At 60.6% G+C, this 17,301-nt stretch carries 14 protein-coding genes and 2 tRNA genes; 10 read left to right on the top strand and 6 right to left on the bottom strand.

What is annotated here, in order from left to right; genetic code table 11:
* Positions 1-126: 126 nt before the first annotated feature.
* Genes hxsC through NKJ72_RS24805 form a run of 3 tightly spaced genes read right to left on the bottom strand, consistent with a single transcriptional unit; the run spans position 127 to position 3,068 of the window.
* Entirely contained in the window at positions 127-1,290 is a 1,164-nt protein-coding gene (gene hxsC / locus NKJ72_RS24815) for a His-Xaa-Ser system radical SAM maturase HxsC (protein WP_352479808.1), read from the bottom strand.
* A 1-nt stretch (position 1,291) separates the two neighbouring features.
* Positions 1,292-2,785, bottom strand: coding sequence for a His-Xaa-Ser system radical SAM maturase HxsB (hxsB, locus tag NKJ72_RS24810; protein WP_352479807.1), 1,494 nt, complete (start codon positions 2,783-2,785; stop codon positions 1,292-1,294).
* Positions 2,742-3,068 (bottom strand): HxsD-related protein, encoded by a 327-nt coding sequence (locus NKJ72_RS24805; protein WP_352479806.1) that lies wholly within the window; start codon positions 3,066-3,068, stop codon positions 2,742-2,744. The genes hxsB and NKJ72_RS24805 overlap by 44 nt, the downstream gene beginning before the upstream one ends.
* 678 nt (positions 3,069-3,746) lie before the next feature.
* Here NKJ72_RS24805 and NKJ72_RS24800 point away from each other — a divergent pair.
* Positions 3,747-4,217: a hypothetical protein gene (locus NKJ72_RS24800; protein WP_352479805.1), complete on the top strand. Its 471-nt coding sequence runs from the start codon at positions 3,747-3,749 to the stop codon at positions 4,215-4,217.
* On the opposite strand, the gene NKJ72_RS24795 is transcribed toward NKJ72_RS24800, so the two are convergent.
* Complete coding sequence (locus tag NKJ72_RS24795) at positions 4,165-4,908, bottom strand: tyrosine-type recombinase/integrase (RefSeq protein ID WP_352479804.1); 744 nt, start codon at positions 4,906-4,908, stop codon at positions 4,165-4,167. The two genes, NKJ72_RS24800 and NKJ72_RS24795, sit on opposite strands and share 53 nt — an antisense overlap.
* A gap of 253 nt (positions 4,909-5,161) precedes the next feature.
* A tRNA-Asn gene (locus NKJ72_RS24790) sits at positions 5,162-5,236 on the bottom strand.
* A gap of 220 nt (positions 5,237-5,456) precedes the next feature.
* On the opposite strand from NKJ72_RS24790, the gene NKJ72_RS24785 reads away from it, so the two are divergent.
* Positions 5,457-5,717, top strand: coding sequence for a hypothetical protein (locus tag NKJ72_RS24785; protein ID WP_254818304.1), 261 nt, complete (start codon positions 5,457-5,459; stop codon positions 5,715-5,717).
* 55 nt (positions 5,718-5,772) lie between these two features.
* Here the strand turns inward: NKJ72_RS24785 and NKJ72_RS24780 are convergent, their stop codons facing one another.
* Positions 5,773-5,973 carry a hypothetical protein gene (locus tag NKJ72_RS24780; protein WP_352479803.1) on the bottom strand — a complete coding sequence of 67 codons (201 nt, stop codon included), beginning with the start codon at positions 5,971-5,973 and terminating at the stop codon, positions 5,773-5,775.
* Between the two features lie 216 nt (positions 5,974-6,189).
* On the opposite strand from NKJ72_RS24780, the gene NKJ72_RS24775 reads away from it, so the two are divergent.
* From NKJ72_RS24775 to NKJ72_RS24740, 8 genes are all read left to right on the top strand, one after another.
* A tRNA-Cys gene (locus tag NKJ72_RS24775) sits at positions 6,190-6,263 on the top strand.
* 89 nt (positions 6,264-6,352) lie between these two features.
* Positions 6,353-7,021 carry a protein-L-isoaspartate O-methyltransferase family protein gene (locus tag NKJ72_RS24770; protein ID WP_352479802.1) on the top strand — a complete coding sequence of 223 codons (669 nt, stop codon included), beginning with the start codon at positions 6,353-6,355 and terminating at the stop codon, positions 7,019-7,021.
* A 186-nt stretch (positions 7,022-7,207) separates the two neighbouring features.
* Complete coding sequence (locus tag NKJ72_RS24765; RefSeq protein WP_352479801.1) at positions 7,208-8,599, top strand: TolC family outer membrane protein; 1,392 nt, start codon at positions 7,208-7,210, stop codon at positions 8,597-8,599.
* Positions 8,600-8,798: 199 nt separating this feature from the next.
* Positions 8,799-9,686, top strand: coding sequence for a DUF2497 domain-containing protein (locus tag NKJ72_RS24760; RefSeq protein ID WP_352479800.1), 888 nt, complete (start codon positions 8,799-8,801; stop codon positions 9,684-9,686).
* Between the two features lie 391 nt (positions 9,687-10,077).
* A complete protein-coding gene (locus tag NKJ72_RS24755; protein ID WP_352479799.1) occupies positions 10,078-12,861 on the top strand; it encodes a valine--tRNA ligase in 2,784 nt (927 codons plus the stop codon).
* A 381-nt stretch (positions 12,862-13,242) separates the two neighbouring features.
* Positions 13,243-14,463: an OmpP1/FadL family transporter gene (locus tag NKJ72_RS24750; protein ID WP_352479798.1), complete on the top strand. Its 1,221-nt coding sequence runs from the start codon at positions 13,243-13,245 to the stop codon at positions 14,461-14,463.
* A gap of 276 nt (positions 14,464-14,739) precedes the next feature.
* A complete protein-coding gene (ilvD, locus tag NKJ72_RS24745; protein WP_352479797.1) occupies positions 14,740-16,464 on the top strand; it encodes a dihydroxy-acid dehydratase in 1,725 nt (574 codons plus the stop codon).
* Positions 16,451-17,287: a tetratricopeptide repeat protein gene (locus NKJ72_RS24740; RefSeq protein ID WP_023678939.1), complete on the top strand. Its 837-nt coding sequence runs from the start codon at positions 16,451-16,453 to the stop codon at positions 17,285-17,287. The genes ilvD and NKJ72_RS24740 overlap by 14 nt, the downstream gene beginning before the upstream one ends.
* The last annotated feature ends 14 nt before the right edge of the window (positions 17,288-17,301 follow it).

The following is a 17,301-nucleotide window of genomic DNA, read 5'->3' as shown; positions in this document are numbered from 1 at the left end:
CGTAGGCCCTCCGTCTCTCGCGATCGGGAGGATTCTTCGCACATTCACCTCATGCCCCGCACGAGGGGAGCGGCGTAGCGCTTACAATCGGGCGCGGCGATCCAGCTGTTCTGGCACCAAATAGCTCTATTGGAACGCCGCAATGTGAGCACTATGCGCGAGCTTGCTTGAGGAGAAGAAGCCCCCACATTCGTCACGGCGGCTGCAGTTGGAGCATTCGTCCAGGTACTCATTTTTCCAGTCGCTAATTGATTGCCTAGCGTACCGATGAATCGACGGATCAATCACGCATAGCTGATGATTGTACACTGACACATTCATCTTGGCCGCCGCTAAGAACTGAACCGCTGACCGAAGCTCTTCACGGTACTCGAAAGGGTCGATCCAGAGCTTGTCCATGTTTGCGCGGGTGAACCCGGTAATCTCCAATCCCATGAACGTGACGTGGTCAACGAACGTCAGGTTTCTGAAGATAAACTCTGAGAGCTCTAGCAGCCCTTGGCATGTCTGCTTGTGCACGACAATACGTATCTCGACTTTCTGTCGAAGCGCCCCCAGGTTCAAAATGCCCTTAACGGTCTCGTCAAAGGCGCCCTTGGATTGAACAACGTAGTCGTGGACTTCAGGATCAATCGAATAAAGAGGAATGCCTAGCGATAACTTTCTGTGGTTCAGTCTTGCATAGCGCGACGCAAACTCGAAATCTTGGAAAGCTCGACCGTTGGACAGAATGTGGACCGCTGTGTCTGGTAGGAGCGTTTTGGCTGTGGACAAAAGGGCAAAAAAATCTTGCCCAAGCAGAGTAGGTTCGCCTCCCGTCAGGCCCAGAAACGGCGTGCTGATCGGCAGAAGCGGAAGCAATTCTTGCATCTCTGCAGCGAGCCAACTGTCATCTATGTCTTTCGGGGGCTGCGAGCACATAAGGCAGTAGTGGTTGCAGCGCTCCGTTAGGAGAAAATAGTTCGCACTGGCCGTTACCCGAAAGAGCACCCGGATCGCATTCCGGCCGGGAACGAACCTTATGACATCTCCATCGCCAAGATAGCCAAAGTGGTCCGGCAGGACGATAAGTTGCTTGTCACCAGCAATGCGCGCAGCTTCCGCCTCGTGAGCTTCAAAGGTGACAACCCATTCGAAACCTTCCGCCATGTTCCCGCCTCTGAAGAGGGGGGCGTCATGCTCTGGATTAACATGCCGCTCTGCCCGATCGGTGCCGATCAGCCGGAGTAATACGGGCCGAAGGTCGGCTGCTGGGGTGTCCGTCTTGGCGAAGCCGCTGAGCTGGAGCATCCTAGTTGGCCCACTGTAAGAACAACTCGCGGATCATTGGGCTGTCTTCCATTAGGCTGATGAGCCTCTTGAAGATCGTCATGTTTCGATGACAAAAGGCTGACCTCGTCTTCAGCCCTACGAAGTCACGCTGCGTGGCCATGTGAAAGACAGGGTCGGACCCGCAGTAAGGTTCAAAAGCGCACTCTGAGCACATTGGAGCCGAGCCAGCGAAGGATTGTTCTATTGGGTCCAGCAGGGCGTCTGACGCGAATATCTCATGGTAACTATTATGATGGACGTTGCCGATACGGAACGTCTTATCGCCCATCTCAGCCAGCATTCGAGCTTCATCGGAGGCGTACACGTCGCCGTCATAATTGTACACGACCGCCGAAATCCCGATTCCGGCTGGGCTCATCAAGTCCACATACCCCGGCTCAAATGGGGTGAGCATCTTCGTCAGAATAGTTGACGCGTACAGCTCCTTGAACGGCAAGCCCCTCCGGTTCAGGTCGATTATGTATTCCAGGCCGTCGAAATAAAAATCCAGCCATCTGTCGACGTCATAGGCCGCATACGACTTGGTCTTGATCGCGAAACCATATGGCGACAAAGGTCGAAGAAATATTCCCGGAAACTGCAGTCGCACGTATTCGTCTATGATCTCACGGCCCCTAGAGAGGCTCGTTTTGGTCGTGGTCATGAGGGCGCTAACCCGTTCGTGGCCCAGCACCTTCCTCGCCTTCTCGATTCCGGCAACAGCCAGCTCGTAACTGTTCTTGCCCGGGCGTGGGCGGTTTGAGTTGTGAAGGTCAGCGGGTCCGTCCAATGACGTTGAAATGAGAACGTCGTGCAGGCGGCAGAACTCGAGAATCGCATCATCGACGACCGCGAGGTTGGTCGTGATTACGAATTGCAGGTCCCTTTGCTCCGACGCATTGACCTGTTCCGCCCGTCGTACGACGTAACGAATCAACTCAAAATTCAGAAGCGGCTCGCCCCCCTGAAACTCGATCTTGATGGAAGGACTTGGCGAGCGAAAAACCAACGCCAGGGCCGTTTCGGCCGTCTCCTCAGTCATGTCGAATGCGGAGCGGTCCTCGCTCTGCCTCGAAACTTGACAGTAAGGACAGGAATGCTCGCAGCGAAGAGAGACCACCAGGATATGAAGGGAGGTGAAATTCTCTAGCCGCTTTGCTTTAGTTCGAACTTTGTTGGCCAGCAGAGCCTTGCCGAGGTTCGATGAGGCATCAAAGAGAAAGTGTCGGTGCCGAAGGCGCGAGTAGTAAGGATCGGTGCTCGACAGCTCGTGTCGGACGAACGAGGCCAACACCGCTCGTGGCAGAACCAGATATTCTCCCGCCTGATTGCTGAGCACGTAACGGTCACCGTCCAGCGGAGAAAAGCGAAAGAAGGCCAGTTGATACTTGGCCTCGAGGGGCTCTCGAAACTCGGCAGGTGGGGCGAACTTAGTCAACTGATTGAAGGCCAGATTTAGAAAATGCCAAGGCAAGCACTGCGTTTCGAACGGAGGCCGTTTCCTTGGCCACCACCCCTCGCAGGTCCTGGTCTAGGACTTCAAGTCGAAGCGTTTCAATCGCACGCTCAGCCTGCTCTCCTGAGATCGGCTTGCTGAAGTGAAGCACGCACTTTGCTGCGCCAGCCTCGATGGCAATGTCGACTGAAGAACCGCCGGTCACTCTATAGGCGGCGCGCTTCACGCAATCCAACGTGAAGACCTTCAGATCGAAACGGATTTGTGCGGAGTTCACCGTCGCCACGGTTTCGGCGAGCATATGCACTTAGCAATAGCTGTAGCCGGAACAGTGAGAAGCGTGACTGGCGTGTGACGAATGGCTGGAGTGGCTGGAATGGTATGCCATTCTCACTTCGGTACCGCTCGAACGATCAAGGACCACTCCGAATCCATCATTGCGAGGCGATATACCGGTTTCCGTGGTGGTTGTGAGTGCTTCTGCGGAATCTATTGAAACCGCCGCTTGCACCGGCGTGCCCAAGATTATCGAAGCCGACAGAGCGACCGGCGACAGAAAACTGCGCTTTGACATTTAAGCCTCCCACCCATCCCAAGATGTCTAGACTTAAAGCGCCCCCGCGCGGAACGCAAGTGGTTCTGAGCAGCCTCCACTAACAAGGTTAGCATTATTTGAGGATAACTAGAGGCACGGCACCTACCGTGAAAGTAGCCGGTTAGGCATGGAGCTTACGGCTGTTTTTTCTAGCGGAGGAATTACTTTCACCGTTTCGTCGCACGTCCAGCTTGATAGTCCAACAGAAATGGTTCACCGCTTCCGACTGCACCCTCCGGAAACTTGACCGGCGTGGCGCGCTTCTCGACGCGCGAGGAGGTCGCTCCCAGCCCATTCGGATGGGACACTACCACACTGGAAGAGGTTCAGAAGCGCCAGCCTCTCGGCCTTGGCACGCATCTGGGATGGCTATAGGGGGGTGGAATGACAGAAGCCGCTGTTCGGTTATTCACAAGCAAGCAAATGGGTGACGCGGCTGAAATGATTGTCGCGGCCGAGCTTACGCTGGCTGGCGTTCCCGCCCTGAAGGTTCCGGACAACTGGCCGTCCTACGATGTCATCGCGCAGCCGGCAGCCACTGCACCGCAGCGAATTTCGGTCAAGGCACGGACGTTCAAGAAGGGTGCAGCATTCGTGCAGTATCTCGGCTCAGACGTATTTGACTGGCTGGCCATCGTCATTCTGGCAGATGACGGCACCAACAAGAGGACAATCTACATCGTCCCTAGGGCCGAGGTGGACCGACAGGCTCAGCGAAATGCACCAACTACGAAGACGGCAAACGTTCGATATTTGACCATCAGCCAACTCGAACGGCGCTTTGGAAGCTATCGAGACAATTTCAAGCTGAAGACGCTGAGCTCAACCCCAGTGCCTTCTCAAGTGCCCGCCTAGCCACCTCAAGCCGCGCCTCATCACCCCCATAGTCCTCCCCAACGCTGCCCGAGGAGTGACCCAGCACAATGTCCTGGTCCGACTTGGTGACCCCGGCCAATCTCAATCGGTCCTTCATGAGATGCCGAAGCGAGTGGGTTGTGGCCTTCGGATCGGTCACACAAGCCCGAACGTGCTTGCCCAAGGCAGCAGACGCTGACGACGCGCCTTTGGGACGGCCGTAGTTCGGAAAGAGCATCGTTGCGCTGCCGGCAGCTTTGACGGCTTCCATTGCAGCTTCCAGCGCGCCACCTATCAACGGCACATTTCGCCGAGAAACCTTATTCTTAATACGCCGGTCGTCATGCCACTCGACCGTTATGTGCGGAATGGCATGGTCAAGGTGGATGTCTGCGACACGAAGACCCGACACCTCGGCGAGGCGGCATCCGGTACCATTTAGGATTGCCCAGATGTGTTGAAGGTCTGCCTTCGCATGGTACGTGATGCGGGCGGTTATGGCTGTGACCTCGGCTTTCGTGAAGGGGCGGCGCTTGTCCTTGTCGGGCTCAGCCTTGTCCTTCGGTGCCGCTTCCAAATTCATGAAAGGATTGATGACGCCAGCCAGGTCAAACTCCCTGATGGCATGGTTGATCACCGCACGGACGGTGCGGCTGCGACCAAAGGCGCAACTGCTGCTCTGCCCGGGCATGCACCTTGGGGTACGCCTTTAGAGCTTGGTGTTCGGTGGCCCCGAGTGGAACTAGGATTTCCAACTTGCCCGCAGCGGCCTGAAGTTTCTTTGGGATTTTGCGCCGATAGCGCCAGCCGGCAAGGCCACGTTTCTGGATGTGCTTCACGTCAATCTTCATAGCTCAGGGTACCCCGCAGTGTATCGCGCGGTGTATCTCTGGGGAAGTGGAAACCCTTGCAATCCTTAGGTTTCAAGGCTTTTCTGGTGATAGTGGCTCCCCGGGCCGGATTCGAACCAGCGACCAACCGGTTAACAGCCGGTTGCTCTACCACTGAGCTACCGGGGAACAGAGGCTCTTGCGTGAGTGGGGCAGCCTATAGCAAACCCGTTTCGGCTTTGCAAAGAAGCATTTCGCATTTTTTCGACGCTTTTTGGCGCGAGGCTTCCTGGCAGTGGCCGGCAAGCGCCCTCATATGAGCTGTCTCTCGCCTGTCACGGAACGGAAAAGGCCGTTGCGGCTTTCTCCGGGTGGTAGTGCTACTGAAGCAAACGGATCGATATTTCACATGACGGCAATGAGCGACGACCAGCCACCGGCCCGGAAAATCTCGGTCTTCGGCCGCCAGTTCACCATGCCGCGCTCGCGCGGCCTCCGGATTGCGATCGGCGTCGTGCTGATCATCGGCGGCATTCTCGGCTTCCTGCCGATCCTGGGTTTCTGGATGGTGCCGATCGGATTGCTGGTGCTGTCCTACGAATTCGCGTTGGTGCGCCGTCACCGGCGCCGCTTCGTCGTCTGGTGGGAGCGACGCCGCCGGCCGGATTGAGGTTGCCCTGCTGACAGGCGGGAAACAGGGCAATTGTTTGAGAGCGGCGTGGTCATCACCGAGGCTGGTCGAAACAGCTTTCCAGGCGCTCGCAGAGCTCCTTGAGAACGGCGGTAGCCGATGCCAGCCGCGCCCGGTCGCGCGGCGGCAGGCTGTTTGCGCCTTCTATGCTGAGGCGATCGATGGCATAGCGCACAAGCTCTGCAGACTGCGACAATCCGCGCGGTGTGCCGTCTTTCGTAACTGCTCGACCCATGGCGGAACTCTCCTTTCTGCCCAACGTGGCCGCCGGTTTCGGGTTCCTGTCGCCGAGGATCATCCTTAACGATAAGCTAATATGTTATTGCTAGCATGGCATTGCATTGATAAGCAGTGCCTCGATGTCGGAAGAACCGTTGGGAATGCATGGTGGCCGCTTGACGGCATTTTCGCCGCAACCTATTGGAGCCGGGTGGAACGCCGGGAGCAATGAGGCCTCGTGGCGGAGTGGTTACGCAGAGGACTGCAAATCCTTGCACCCCGGTTCGATTCCGGGCGAGGCCTCCAATGCCCGAGCTCCCGCGCGTCAGCGCCAGGGGGCTTCAGTTCCGGTCGAAACAGCCGCGGCCTTTGCGCGGCAAGCGGATGGTTGGAACATGAGCGCTGATTTTGCCGAACGCCGGGTGAAGATGGTCGACGGCCAGATCCGCACCACCGACGTGACCAGCGCACCGCTGCTCGAGGCTATGCTTGTCGTGCCGCGCGAGGCCTTTGTTGCCCCCGGCCAGCGTGACCTTGCCTATATCGACGAGGACATCCGCATCGCCGATACGGCCGATGGTCCGCGCTATCTGATGGAACCGTCGCCATTGGCCAAGCTGATGCAGCTGGCCGATATCGGCCCAAGCGATTCGGCACTCGATGTCGGCTGCGGCACCGGCTATTCGGCGGCGATCCTGTCGCGGCTGGCAAGGTCCGTGGTGGCGCTGGAAAGCGATCCGGCGCTGGCCGAGACCGCCACTTCGACGCTTGCTGCGCTGGGGTGCGGCAATGTCACCGTGGTCCAGGGACCGCTGCCGCAAGGCCATGCCGCCAATGGGCCTTACGACGTCATCCTGATCGGTGGCAGCGTCGGCGAGGTGCCGGCGGCGCTGTTCGACCAGCTTGCCGAAGGCGGCCGACTCGTCGCCGTGGAAGGGCAGGGCAATTCGGGCGTAGCCCGGCTTTTTTTTAAGACTGGGGGGGTTGTAACGGGAAGACGCGCATTTAATGCGGCAATTAAGCCACTACCGGGATTCGAACGCATTCCCGCCTTCGAATTCTGAGTGATTTTGCCTTGCAGCGAAGGCGTTGTCATGATCGCTTGCGTTTGAACAATCGTTGCTGATCTGCATAACCGGGCGTTTCTGGGGGCTTTCAGCGGGGGAACGATAAAAAACGCGGCGCCGGCTGATCAGAAGGAGAAGCCAGCGTGGCGCAGTTCCCGTGCAAAACGAATGAGGGAATATAACGTGCCGTCTGTACGCAAGTTGCTTTTTACCGCCGTCCTCGTTTCGGCGACCGCGCTGTCTCCAATGGGCGCCTCGGCCGAAACCATTCTCGGGGCGCTTTCAAAGGCCTATCAGAACAATTCCTCGCTCAATTCGACACGCGCCGGCGTCCGCGTCACCGACGAGGGCGTTGCCATCGCCAAGTCCGGCTGGCGCCCGACCGTAACGGGTTCCGCGGACATCGACTACACCAGCACCCACGTCAATGGTACTAGTCGAACCGCGCGCATAACCACGGGCAACTTTGGCGTCCAGATCAACCAAACCCTGTTCGACGGCTTCCAGACCAAGAACAACGTCGCTGCCGCTGAAGCGCGGGTCCGCGCTTCGTTCGAAAGCCTGCGCAACACCGAAGAGAACACGCTGTTCAACGCAGCGAGCGCCTATATGGATGTGATCCGCGACCGCCAGATTGCGGTGCTGACCGAACAGAACCTGCAATTCCTGACCGAACAGGCGCGTGCGGCGCGGTCGCGCTTCGAGGTCGGCGAAGGTACGCGCACCGACGTCGCGCAAGCCGACGCGCAGCGTGCCTCCGCGGTGGCGCAGTTGAGCGCCGCCCGCGCGACGGCGCTGGCAAGCGCTGCGACCTACCGCCAGATCGTCGGCGACGAGCCGGGCAGGCTCAGGCCGGCTTCGCCGGTGTCTAAGCTGTTGCCGTCGAGTCTCGATGCGGCGATCGCGATCGCATCGGCCGAGCATCCGGCCATCCTTGCCACCGCGCATCTGGTCGATGCGGCGGCGTTTTCGGTGAAGTCTGCCGAAGGCGCGCTGCTGCCGCAGCTTTCGGCCAGCGCCGGCGTTTCCAGCGACTATCGCAACACGGTTCCAGGCGTCCTTGGAGCGTCGCAGGATGGCACCAGGACGTCGGCGAACATCGGCGCCACGCTGATCGTGCCGATCTATTCGGGCGGACGGACCTCGGCGACCGTTCGCCAGTCGAAGGAATCGCTCAGCCAGGCCCGTATCGAGGTCGATGTCAGTCGCGACCAAGTGCGCCAGGCTGTGACCTCGGCATGGTCGCAATACACCGCCGCGCAGCAAAGCGTCACGGCCAACCGGCAGGTGGTCGCCGCCGCACAGCTTGCCCTGAACGGCGTCATCGAAGAGCGCAATGTCGGCCAGCGCACCACGCTCGACGTGCTCAACGCGCAGGCGACCCTCATCACCGCCAAGATCAATCTTGTCAGCGCCGAACGAGACGTTGTGGTGGCGAGCTATGCCATCCTCTCGGCGGTTGGCCATTTGTCCGCAGACCGGCTTGCGCTCAATGTGACGAAGTACAGGCCCGAAGAGCATTACAATGCCGTCAAGGACAAGTGGATCGGCCTGCGCACGCCGGACGGCCGCTGATCGCCAGGCCGTGTCTTCAGCCCGCGCTCGAACGACGCGCGGGCTTCAACTCCCGACCCTAATCTGTTGAAATCCGAGATGTCGCCAGATTGGGGATTCTCGCAAGGCGTTCCGTCGGTTACGCTGTTGCCATGATTCGAATCCGGCGTTTGCCGGACAGGAAATCTGAGAACGAGTCACAAGGGCGGCGGATGTGACGATGGCGACGGCGAGCAGCGTACAGCGCGAACCTTCCATGGAAGAGATACTGGCTTCCATCAGAAGGATCATCGAGGACAGCGATACCGGCCGCAAGCAGCCGGGCGAAGCGGACGAGCTGCGCCAGGATCTGCAACCGGCACCGGCAGCCGGACGCACGGCGGAGGCGGATGCGTTCCGCTCCGAACTGCGCGGCGGACTGGAGATCGCCAAGCCGGCCACGCGGGCCGAGGTGCAGCCAACGGCCGTGCCGGTTATTGAGCGCCTGGAAACGCCGCTCCGCCCCGGCCCGGTAAAAGCACCGGTGACGTTGGCTGAGGTGAACGCCGCTCCCGCACCGGCCGCAAAGCCGGAACGGCCTGCGATGGCCAACGCTGCCGAGACGACCGACACCATCATTGCCGATTGGCGGCGCGAGATCGCTGCGGTCGGCGACGCGATGGCCAAGCCGGAGCGCGCCGAGCCACCCAGGCTGGACGCCGAGCCGAAAGCCGAGCTTTTCGAGGATGAGGCGACTGCTGGACCTGCGCCGGAGCTTTCGGAAATTGAGCCGGAACCTTCGAAACTCGGCCCGGAACCTTCGAAAATCGCCCTGGAATCTTCGAAAATCGGCCCGGAGTCTTCGAAAATCGGACTGGCGCGTCCGGCGGCGAGCGAGCCGCCGCCCGCACGTCCGGCGATCCTTTCGGAGCATACGGGCCGGCAGGTTGCCGCCGCCTTCGGCGAGCTTTCCGACGCGTTTGCCAGCCGCAGCAAGAAGACCTTCGACGAGATGGCCGAGGAGATGCTGCGGCCCATGCTGCAGGACTGGCTGGACAACAACCTGCCGACGCTGGTCGAGCGGCTGGTGCGCGAGGAAATCGAGCGCGTCGCGCGCGGCGCACAATAGCAGTTCGCAGGAAACGCCGCCGATAGGCGGCTCGACCGGCGAATTGTCGAAGTCGGCGCTGCCCTTCATCCGCCTGCCGGCACCTTCTCCCCGCATAGTGACGGGGAGAAGGGGCTGGCCGCAACCTCGGCATTCTTTCCGCAACGCGGGAGGTTGACGAAATCGTTCGCGAAGGTGTCTTTCGCCCCGTCACCATACGGGGAGAAATGCCCGGCAGGGCAATGAGGGGCGGCGCAAACCTGAAGCGATTGCCTTGCAACATTCAGTTGCGCGAGTTGCACCGAACCATCCCGGCGCTATCTATTGGCCATGCCGCCGTTGCGGTTGACTTGGCAACAACCTTCCGATTTACACCGGACCACAGATTCCGGACAGCGCGGACCGTTTTCCCATGCTCGAAAAGACCTACGACGCCAAAGCCGTCGAGCCGAAGATTGCCAGGATCTGGGAAGAGGCCGACGCGTTTCGGGCCGGCGCCGGGGCCGAGGAGGGGGCTGAAGCCTTCACGATCGTCATCCCGCCGCCGAACGTCACCGGCTCGCTGCATATGGGCCACGCGCTCAACAACACGCTGCAGGACATTCTGGTGCGCTTCGAGCGCATGCGCGGCAAGAACGTGCTGTGGCAGCCGGGGATGGATCATGCCGGCATCGCCACGCAGATGGTGGTCGAGCGCCAGCTGATGGAAAAGCAGATCCACCGCCGCGACCTGACGCGCGATGAGTTCATCGACAAGGTGTGGGAGTGGAAGGCAGAATCCGGCGGCGCCATCCTCAACCAGCTGAAGCGGCTCGGGGCCTCGGCCGACTGGAGCCGGGAGCGCTTCACCATGGACGAGGGCCTGTCCAAGGCCGTGCTCGAAGTGTTCGTGACGCTCTACAAGGAAGGGCTGATCTACAAGGACAAGCGCCTTGTGAACTGGGACCCGAAGCTGTTGACCGCCATCTCGGATCTCGAGGTCGAGCAGCAGGAAGTCAACGGCAACCTCTGGCACTTCCGCTATCCGGTCGAAGGCATGACCTTCGATCCGGAAAATCCGAAGACCTTCATCACCGTTGCGACGACCCGGCCGGAGACGATGCTGGGCGATACGGCAGTCGCAGTCCACCCCGACGACGAGCGTTTCCGGCATCTTGTCGGCAAGAAACTCATCCTGCCGATCGTCGGCCGCAGGATCCCGGTGGTCGCGGACGAGTATTCCGATCCCGAAAAAGGCAGCGGTGCGGTCAAGATCACGCCGGCGCATGACTTCAACGATTTCGAGGTCGGCAAGCGCCACCGGCTGCCGGCGGTCAACGTCCTCACTGTCAATGCGGCGGTGAGCCTCAAGGACAATGAGGACTTTCTCGCCGGGCTGGAAGTGACGCCGGAGCGCCAGGCCGTATGGGACAGCCTCGACGGCCTGGACCGTTTCGACGCGCGCAAGAAGATCGTCGAGTTGATGGAGGCGGGCGGCTTTCTCGAGAAGGTCGAGCCGCATCGCCACACGGTGCCGCACGGCGACCGCGGCGGCGTGCCGATCGAGCCGTTTCTGACCGACCAATGGTATGTCAATGCGGCGGAACTGGCCAAGCCGGCGATCGCCTCGGTGCGCGAGAGCCGTACCAATTTCGTGCCCAAAAACTGGGAAAAGACCTATTTCGACTGGATGGAGAACATCCAGCCCTGGTGCATTTCGCGCCAGCTCTGGTGGGGCCACCAGATCCCTGCCTGGTATGGGCCGGACGGGCATGTCTTTGTCGAAAAGACCGAGGAAGAAGCCCTCGGTGCCGCCGTCGAATATTATCTGGCGCTGGAAGGGCCGTGGAAGGCCTGGGTCGAGGACAAGCTCGAGAATTTCCAGCCTGGCGAGATCCTGACCCGCGACGAGGACGTGCTCGATACATGGTTCTCGTCGGCGCTGTGGCCGTTCTCGACGCTTGGCTGGCCAGACCAGACGCCGGAGCTGAAGACTTATTACCCGACCGACGTGCTGGTGACCGGTTTCGACATCATCTTCTTCTGGGTCGCCCGCATGATGATGATGGGCCTGCATTTCATGGATCAGGAGCCGTTTCATACCGTCTATGTCCATGCGTTGGTTCGCGACAAGAACGGGCAGAAGATGTCGAAGTCGAAAGGCAACGTCATCGATCCGCTCGAGCTCATCGACGAATACGGCGCCGATGCGCTGCGCTTCACCTTGACGGTGATGGCAGCGCAAGGGCGCGACGTTAAGCTCGATCCGGCCCGCATTGCAGGTTATCGCAATTTCGGCACCAAGCTGTGGAACGCGACGCGCTTCGCCGAGATGAACGAAGTGGCGCGCGACGACGATTTCTGGCTGCAGGACGCCAAGCTGGCGGTCAACCGCTGGATCCTGACGGAGCTGACGCGAGCCGCGCGCGACATAACCGACGGCATCACCTCATACCGCTTCAACGAGGCGGCGGGTGCTGCCTACCGGTTCGTCTGGAACCAGTTCTGCGACTGGTACCTGGAACTGCTGAAGCCGGTGTTCATGGGCACCGACGAGACCGCTAAGGCCGAGAGCAGGGCATGCGTCGCCTTCGTGCTGGACGAGATCTATAAGCTGCTGCATCCGATGATGCCGTTCATGACCGAGGAACTGTGGGCCGAAACCGCCGGCGAGGGCAGGCAACGGCCATCGCTGCTTTGTCATGCGGCATGGCCGTCGCCCGATTTCGAGGACGAGGCGGCCGCCGCCGATATCAACTGGCTGGTCGATCTCGTCTCCGGTATCCGCTCGGTGCGTTCGGAGATGAACGTGCCGCCGGCGGCGATCGCACCGCTCGTGGTGATCGGCGCCAACGAAACGACACGCGAAAGGCTCGAGCGTCAGGGCTCGGCCATCAAGCGCCTGGCGCGGGTCGGCGACATCTCGCTCGCGGAGGCGCCACCCAGGGGATCCGCCCAGATCGTCGTCAACGAGGCGACCATCTGCCTGCCGCTCGGCAGCCTGATCGACCTTGCCGCCGAGGCAGCGCGCCTGCACAAGGAGCTTGCCAAGGTGACCGAGGAAATAGCGCGGCTCTACAAGAAGCTGTCCAACGAGAAATTCGTCGCCAACGCGCCGGAAGAGGTAGTGGAGGCCGAGCGTGAAAAACTCGCCGAATATCGCGAGGCGCAAGAGAAGCTTTCGGTCGCATTGGCGCGGGTGCGCGATGCGGGCTGATCAAACAAACTGGGCCGGCTGGCTGCAATAGATTCGCCGTTCACGAATCTGCTTTCCAGCTACGCCGCCTGCCACGAAAACAGGCATTCCGCAGCGTAAATGTTGAGGCAAACTGAATGTTTTTGCCCCATTGTTGCCATAATGTAACAATGGCCGGCTGGGCAGGCAAAATTCCCTGTTCCCTAGTGATTTAGGCGGTTTTCCCGAGTTTTCTCGTCGATTTGTATTGAGGCGGCCATTTTCCCGCCTCGGCAAGAAGGCCGACACCTTGTCGGAAATGCGTTCCGCCAGCGTATACATGTACGCACGGCGAATTCGTTGTTGCGCCGTTAACCTGAATTGGTTCTAGCTTGATGCAAGGACATTTCGGGGAGGAGATTCATGTGTTGTTCGCGTCTAAAAGTGCTGCTGGGCGCGGGGGCTTTTTCGCTGGCTTTTGCCGGGACGGTGCAAGCCGGGGGCTTTGACCGGGGCGGCGTCAACATCGACCAGCTGTTCGACGCGGCGCCATATTCGTTCGATGCGGGCGTCACCTATGTTTCGCCACAGCGCAAACTCAAGAATGTGCAGCGTCTCGATGGCTCGGGTTTGTCGACATCGGCGGTGGACGTTGGTGGCGATTATGCGGTGCCGCATGTCGGCATCAAGGCCAACATCTTTGAGCCCGTAGACTGTCTTGCCACCTATACGAGACCGTATGGTGCGGACGCAAATTTCGGCATGAACAACGCCTATTCGCCGACAGCGGTCAAATACGCCGTCGACACAGACGATTTCGGTCTCACCTGCTCCTATAAGGTGAACGTCGGCAAGGGCGCCGTACGATTCATCGGCGGTGTCTCCTACCAGCAGGTAGACGCGTTTCTTTCCCGTCAGACACTGCTCGCCTTCGGCAATACCGGCCTCGGCGTCTTCAAACTATCCGACGAGGCATGGGGTTGGCGTGCGGGCGCAGCCTATGAAATCCCCGAGATCGCTCTGCGCGCCAGCCTGATGTACTCTTCGAGCTACAAATATGACGGGCTGTCGGGAACCGTCGACACGACCGGCTTCAGGGGCGCCTTTCCAGCGGATCTGATTCCCGGCTCTACCGGCGTGTACCCAGTCTCGGCGTCGGCTGAGATACCTCAAGCTCTGGAATTCAAGCTGCAGAGCGGCATAGCTCCTGGCTGGCTGGCCTTTGGTTCCGTCCGCTGGCAGGAGTGGAGCAAGCTTGGCGTCATTGCCATCAATGGCGTGCGCAGTCCGGTAACCGGTGCTCCCTCGCCCGTTTCATTCGATCTGCTTTATCGCGACGGCTGGACGGTCACCGGCGGTATCGGTCACAAGTTCACCGATCAATTGTCGGGCGTGGTTTCGCTGACCTGGGATCGCGGCACCTCGACGACCTCCGGCTATCAGTCGGATACCTGGGCCGTGGCCAGCGGCGTCTCCTATTCGCCGAACGACCAGATCGAGGTCAGGCTCGGCGGCTCGATCGGTGTGCTGACGAGCGGGTCATCGACTTTCAGCGGTGTCGGCGACGAGGCAAATGCGGTCACCTACACTTACGACAACGACCTGCTTCTCGCCGGTTCGGCTTCCGTCAAGATCAAGTTCTAACTACGGATTTTTAAACGACAAAACGGCCGGGCACTGCCCGGTCGGTTCGTTCGGCGCTCGTCCGGCATTCGGCGGCGCAACAATTGCCCCCAAGATGTTAGCTCCTGTAATTGTGACGTTTTGGCAACAGTTTCTGAACAACCCTCGCGCCACCCGGCCGCCCGGGAACATTGCCCATTTCCCGCCATAAACGCGGCGCACCTCGAATTTGTCTCGGGACACGCGCCAAAAGGCTAGGCGAAGAGGCAGGCCGCACCGCCCGCGGCAAGGACGAGTATGGACACCAGAGCGATCTCCAAGGCCAAGCTGCCGAGCCGCCACGTGACCGTTGGTCCCGAGCGGGCGCCGCATCGCTCCTACCTCTATGCTATGGGGCTGTCGGCGGCCGAGATCGCGCAGCCGCTGGTCGGTGTCGCCAGCTGCTGGAACGAAGCCGCACCCTGCAACATTTCGCTGATGCGCCAGGCGCAAGTGGTCAAGAAGGGCGTGGCGGCGGCCAACGGCACGCCACGCGAATTCTGCACTATCACCGTCACCGACGGCATCGCCATGGGTCATCAGGGCATGAAGTCGTCGCTGGTGTCACGCGAGGTCATCGCCGACTCGGTCGAGCTCACCATGCGCGGCCATTGCTACGATGCGCTGGTTGGATTGGCCGGTTGCGACAAGTCGCTGCCCGGCATGATGATGGCCATGGTGCGCCTCAACGTACCGTCGATCTTCATCTATGGCGGCTCGATACTGCCCGGCAGCTACCGTGGCCGGCAGATCACCGTGCAGGACGTGTTCGAGGCGGTGGGCCAGCACTCGGTCGGCACCATCGGCGACGCCGAGCTGCTCGAGATCGAGCAAGCCGCATGTCCTTCGGCCGGCTCCTGCGGCGCCCAGTTCACCGCCAACACCATGGCCACCGTCGCTGAGGCCATCGGCCTGGCGCTGCCCTATTCCTGCGGGGCGCCTGCACCCTACGAGATGCGTGACCGCTTCAATTTCGCTTCCGGCGAAAAGATCATGGAGCTGATCGCAAGGAACATCCGCCCGCGCGACATCGTTACCATGGAAGCGTTGGAAAATGCCGCGACCGTGGTCTCGGCCACCGGCGGCTCGACCAACGCGGCGCTGCATCTGCCGGCGATCGCGCACGAGGCCGGGATAAAGTTCGATCTTTTCGACGTGGCCAGGATATTTGAGAAGACACCCTACATCGCCGACCTCAAGCCGGGCGGCAAATACGTCGCCAAGGACATGTTCGAGGCCGGCGGCATTCCGCTCTTGATGAAGACGCTGCTCGACCATTGCTACCTTCATGGCGATTGCCTGACGGTGACTGGCCGCACTTTGGCCGAAAATATGGAACATGTTTCCTGGAATGACAGCCAGGATGTGGTCCGTCCCGCCAACAGGCCGATTACCCAGACCGGCGGGGTCGTGGGCTTGAAGGGTAACCTTGCCCCCGAAGGCGCGATCGTGAAGGTCGCCGGCATGACGGAGCTGAAATTCTCGGGTCCGGCGCGCTGCTTCGATTCGGAAGAAGAATGTTTCGAAGCGGTTACGCATCGCAACTATAGGGAAGGCGAGGTTCTCGTCATCCGCTATGAGGGGCCGCGCGGCGGCCCGGGCATGCGCGAAATGCTGTCGACGACGGCGGCTCTCTACGGCCAGGGCATGGGCGGTAAGGTGGCGCTCATCACCGACGGGCGTTTTTCGGGCGCGACGCGCGGTTTCTGCATCGGCCATGTCGGGCCGGAAGCGGCAGTGGGCGGCCCGATCGGGCTGCTTAGGGATGGCGACTTGATCTCGATCGATGCCGTGAACGGCACGATCGAGGTTGCATTGTCCAAAGCCGAACTGGCGGCGAGGGCAAAGGCATGGAAGGCGCGCACGACCGACTATCAGTCGGGCGCGATCTGGAAATACGCACAGACGGTCGGATCTGCCCGCGACGGCGCGGTCACCCATCCCGGCGGTGCCAAAGAAACACACTGCTATGCGGACATCTGAGTTGTTGAGGTCGTCTGTCCTTTCGGCACTGGTTGCGCTCGCCACGTTTGGCGCGACCTTGGGCGCCGTCGGCCAGGCCATGGCCTTCGACGACAAGGTGTTCGACGACAAGACCGGCGTGAAGCCGCAGTCGAGCCCGTGGGCGGTGTTCCAGTTCGGCTTTTCCGCCTACAAGAACGGCCATAAGGAGCAGGCCGCGGAAGCCTATAAATATGCCGCGGAGAACGGCCAGATCGGCGCCACCTGGAAGCTTGCGCGCATGTATGCCGAAGGCGATGGCGTGGCGCGAGACGACTACGCGGCGTTCAAGTTCTTCTCAGAGATCGTCGACCAGGATGTCGAGCCCGGTTCGCCCGAGGAAAGCTATGTTTCGGACGCACTGGTGGCGCTTGGCGACTATCTGAGGAAGGGTATTCCCGGCAGCCCCGTCGAGGAGAACGAGGTTGCGGCCCAGGAATATTACATGCGTGCCGCCGCCAACTACCGCAATCCGAACGCTCAGTTCGAGATGGGCCAGATGTTCCTCAAGGGTGAGGGCGGCGTCAAGGCCAGCGTCAAGCAGGCCGGACGCTGGTTCCAGCTGGCGGCCGAAAAGGGCCATGCGGGCGCGCAGGCGACGCTCGGCAACCTGCTTTTCCAAAGCGGCAAGATCGTGCGGGGGCTGGCGATGATGACCGCGGCGCTCGAACGAGCCTCACCTGCCGACCAGCCATGGATCCGTGGCATGCAGGAAGAAGCGTTTGCCGCCGCCGGCGAAGCCGACCGCCGCACCGCGATCTCGCTGGCCGACGACATCCTCACCAAGGGTGGCGGCGACCAGTAGGCCGGCAGAAATTC

This window comes from Mesorhizobium sp. M0045 (genome assembly GCF_040323385.1).
Taxonomy (GTDB): Bacteria; Pseudomonadota; Alphaproteobacteria; order Rhizobiales; family Rhizobiaceae; genus Mesorhizobium.
The sequence above is the reverse complement of the archived record's forward strand: the minus strand, read 5'-3'. Positions and strand labels throughout refer to the sequence as shown.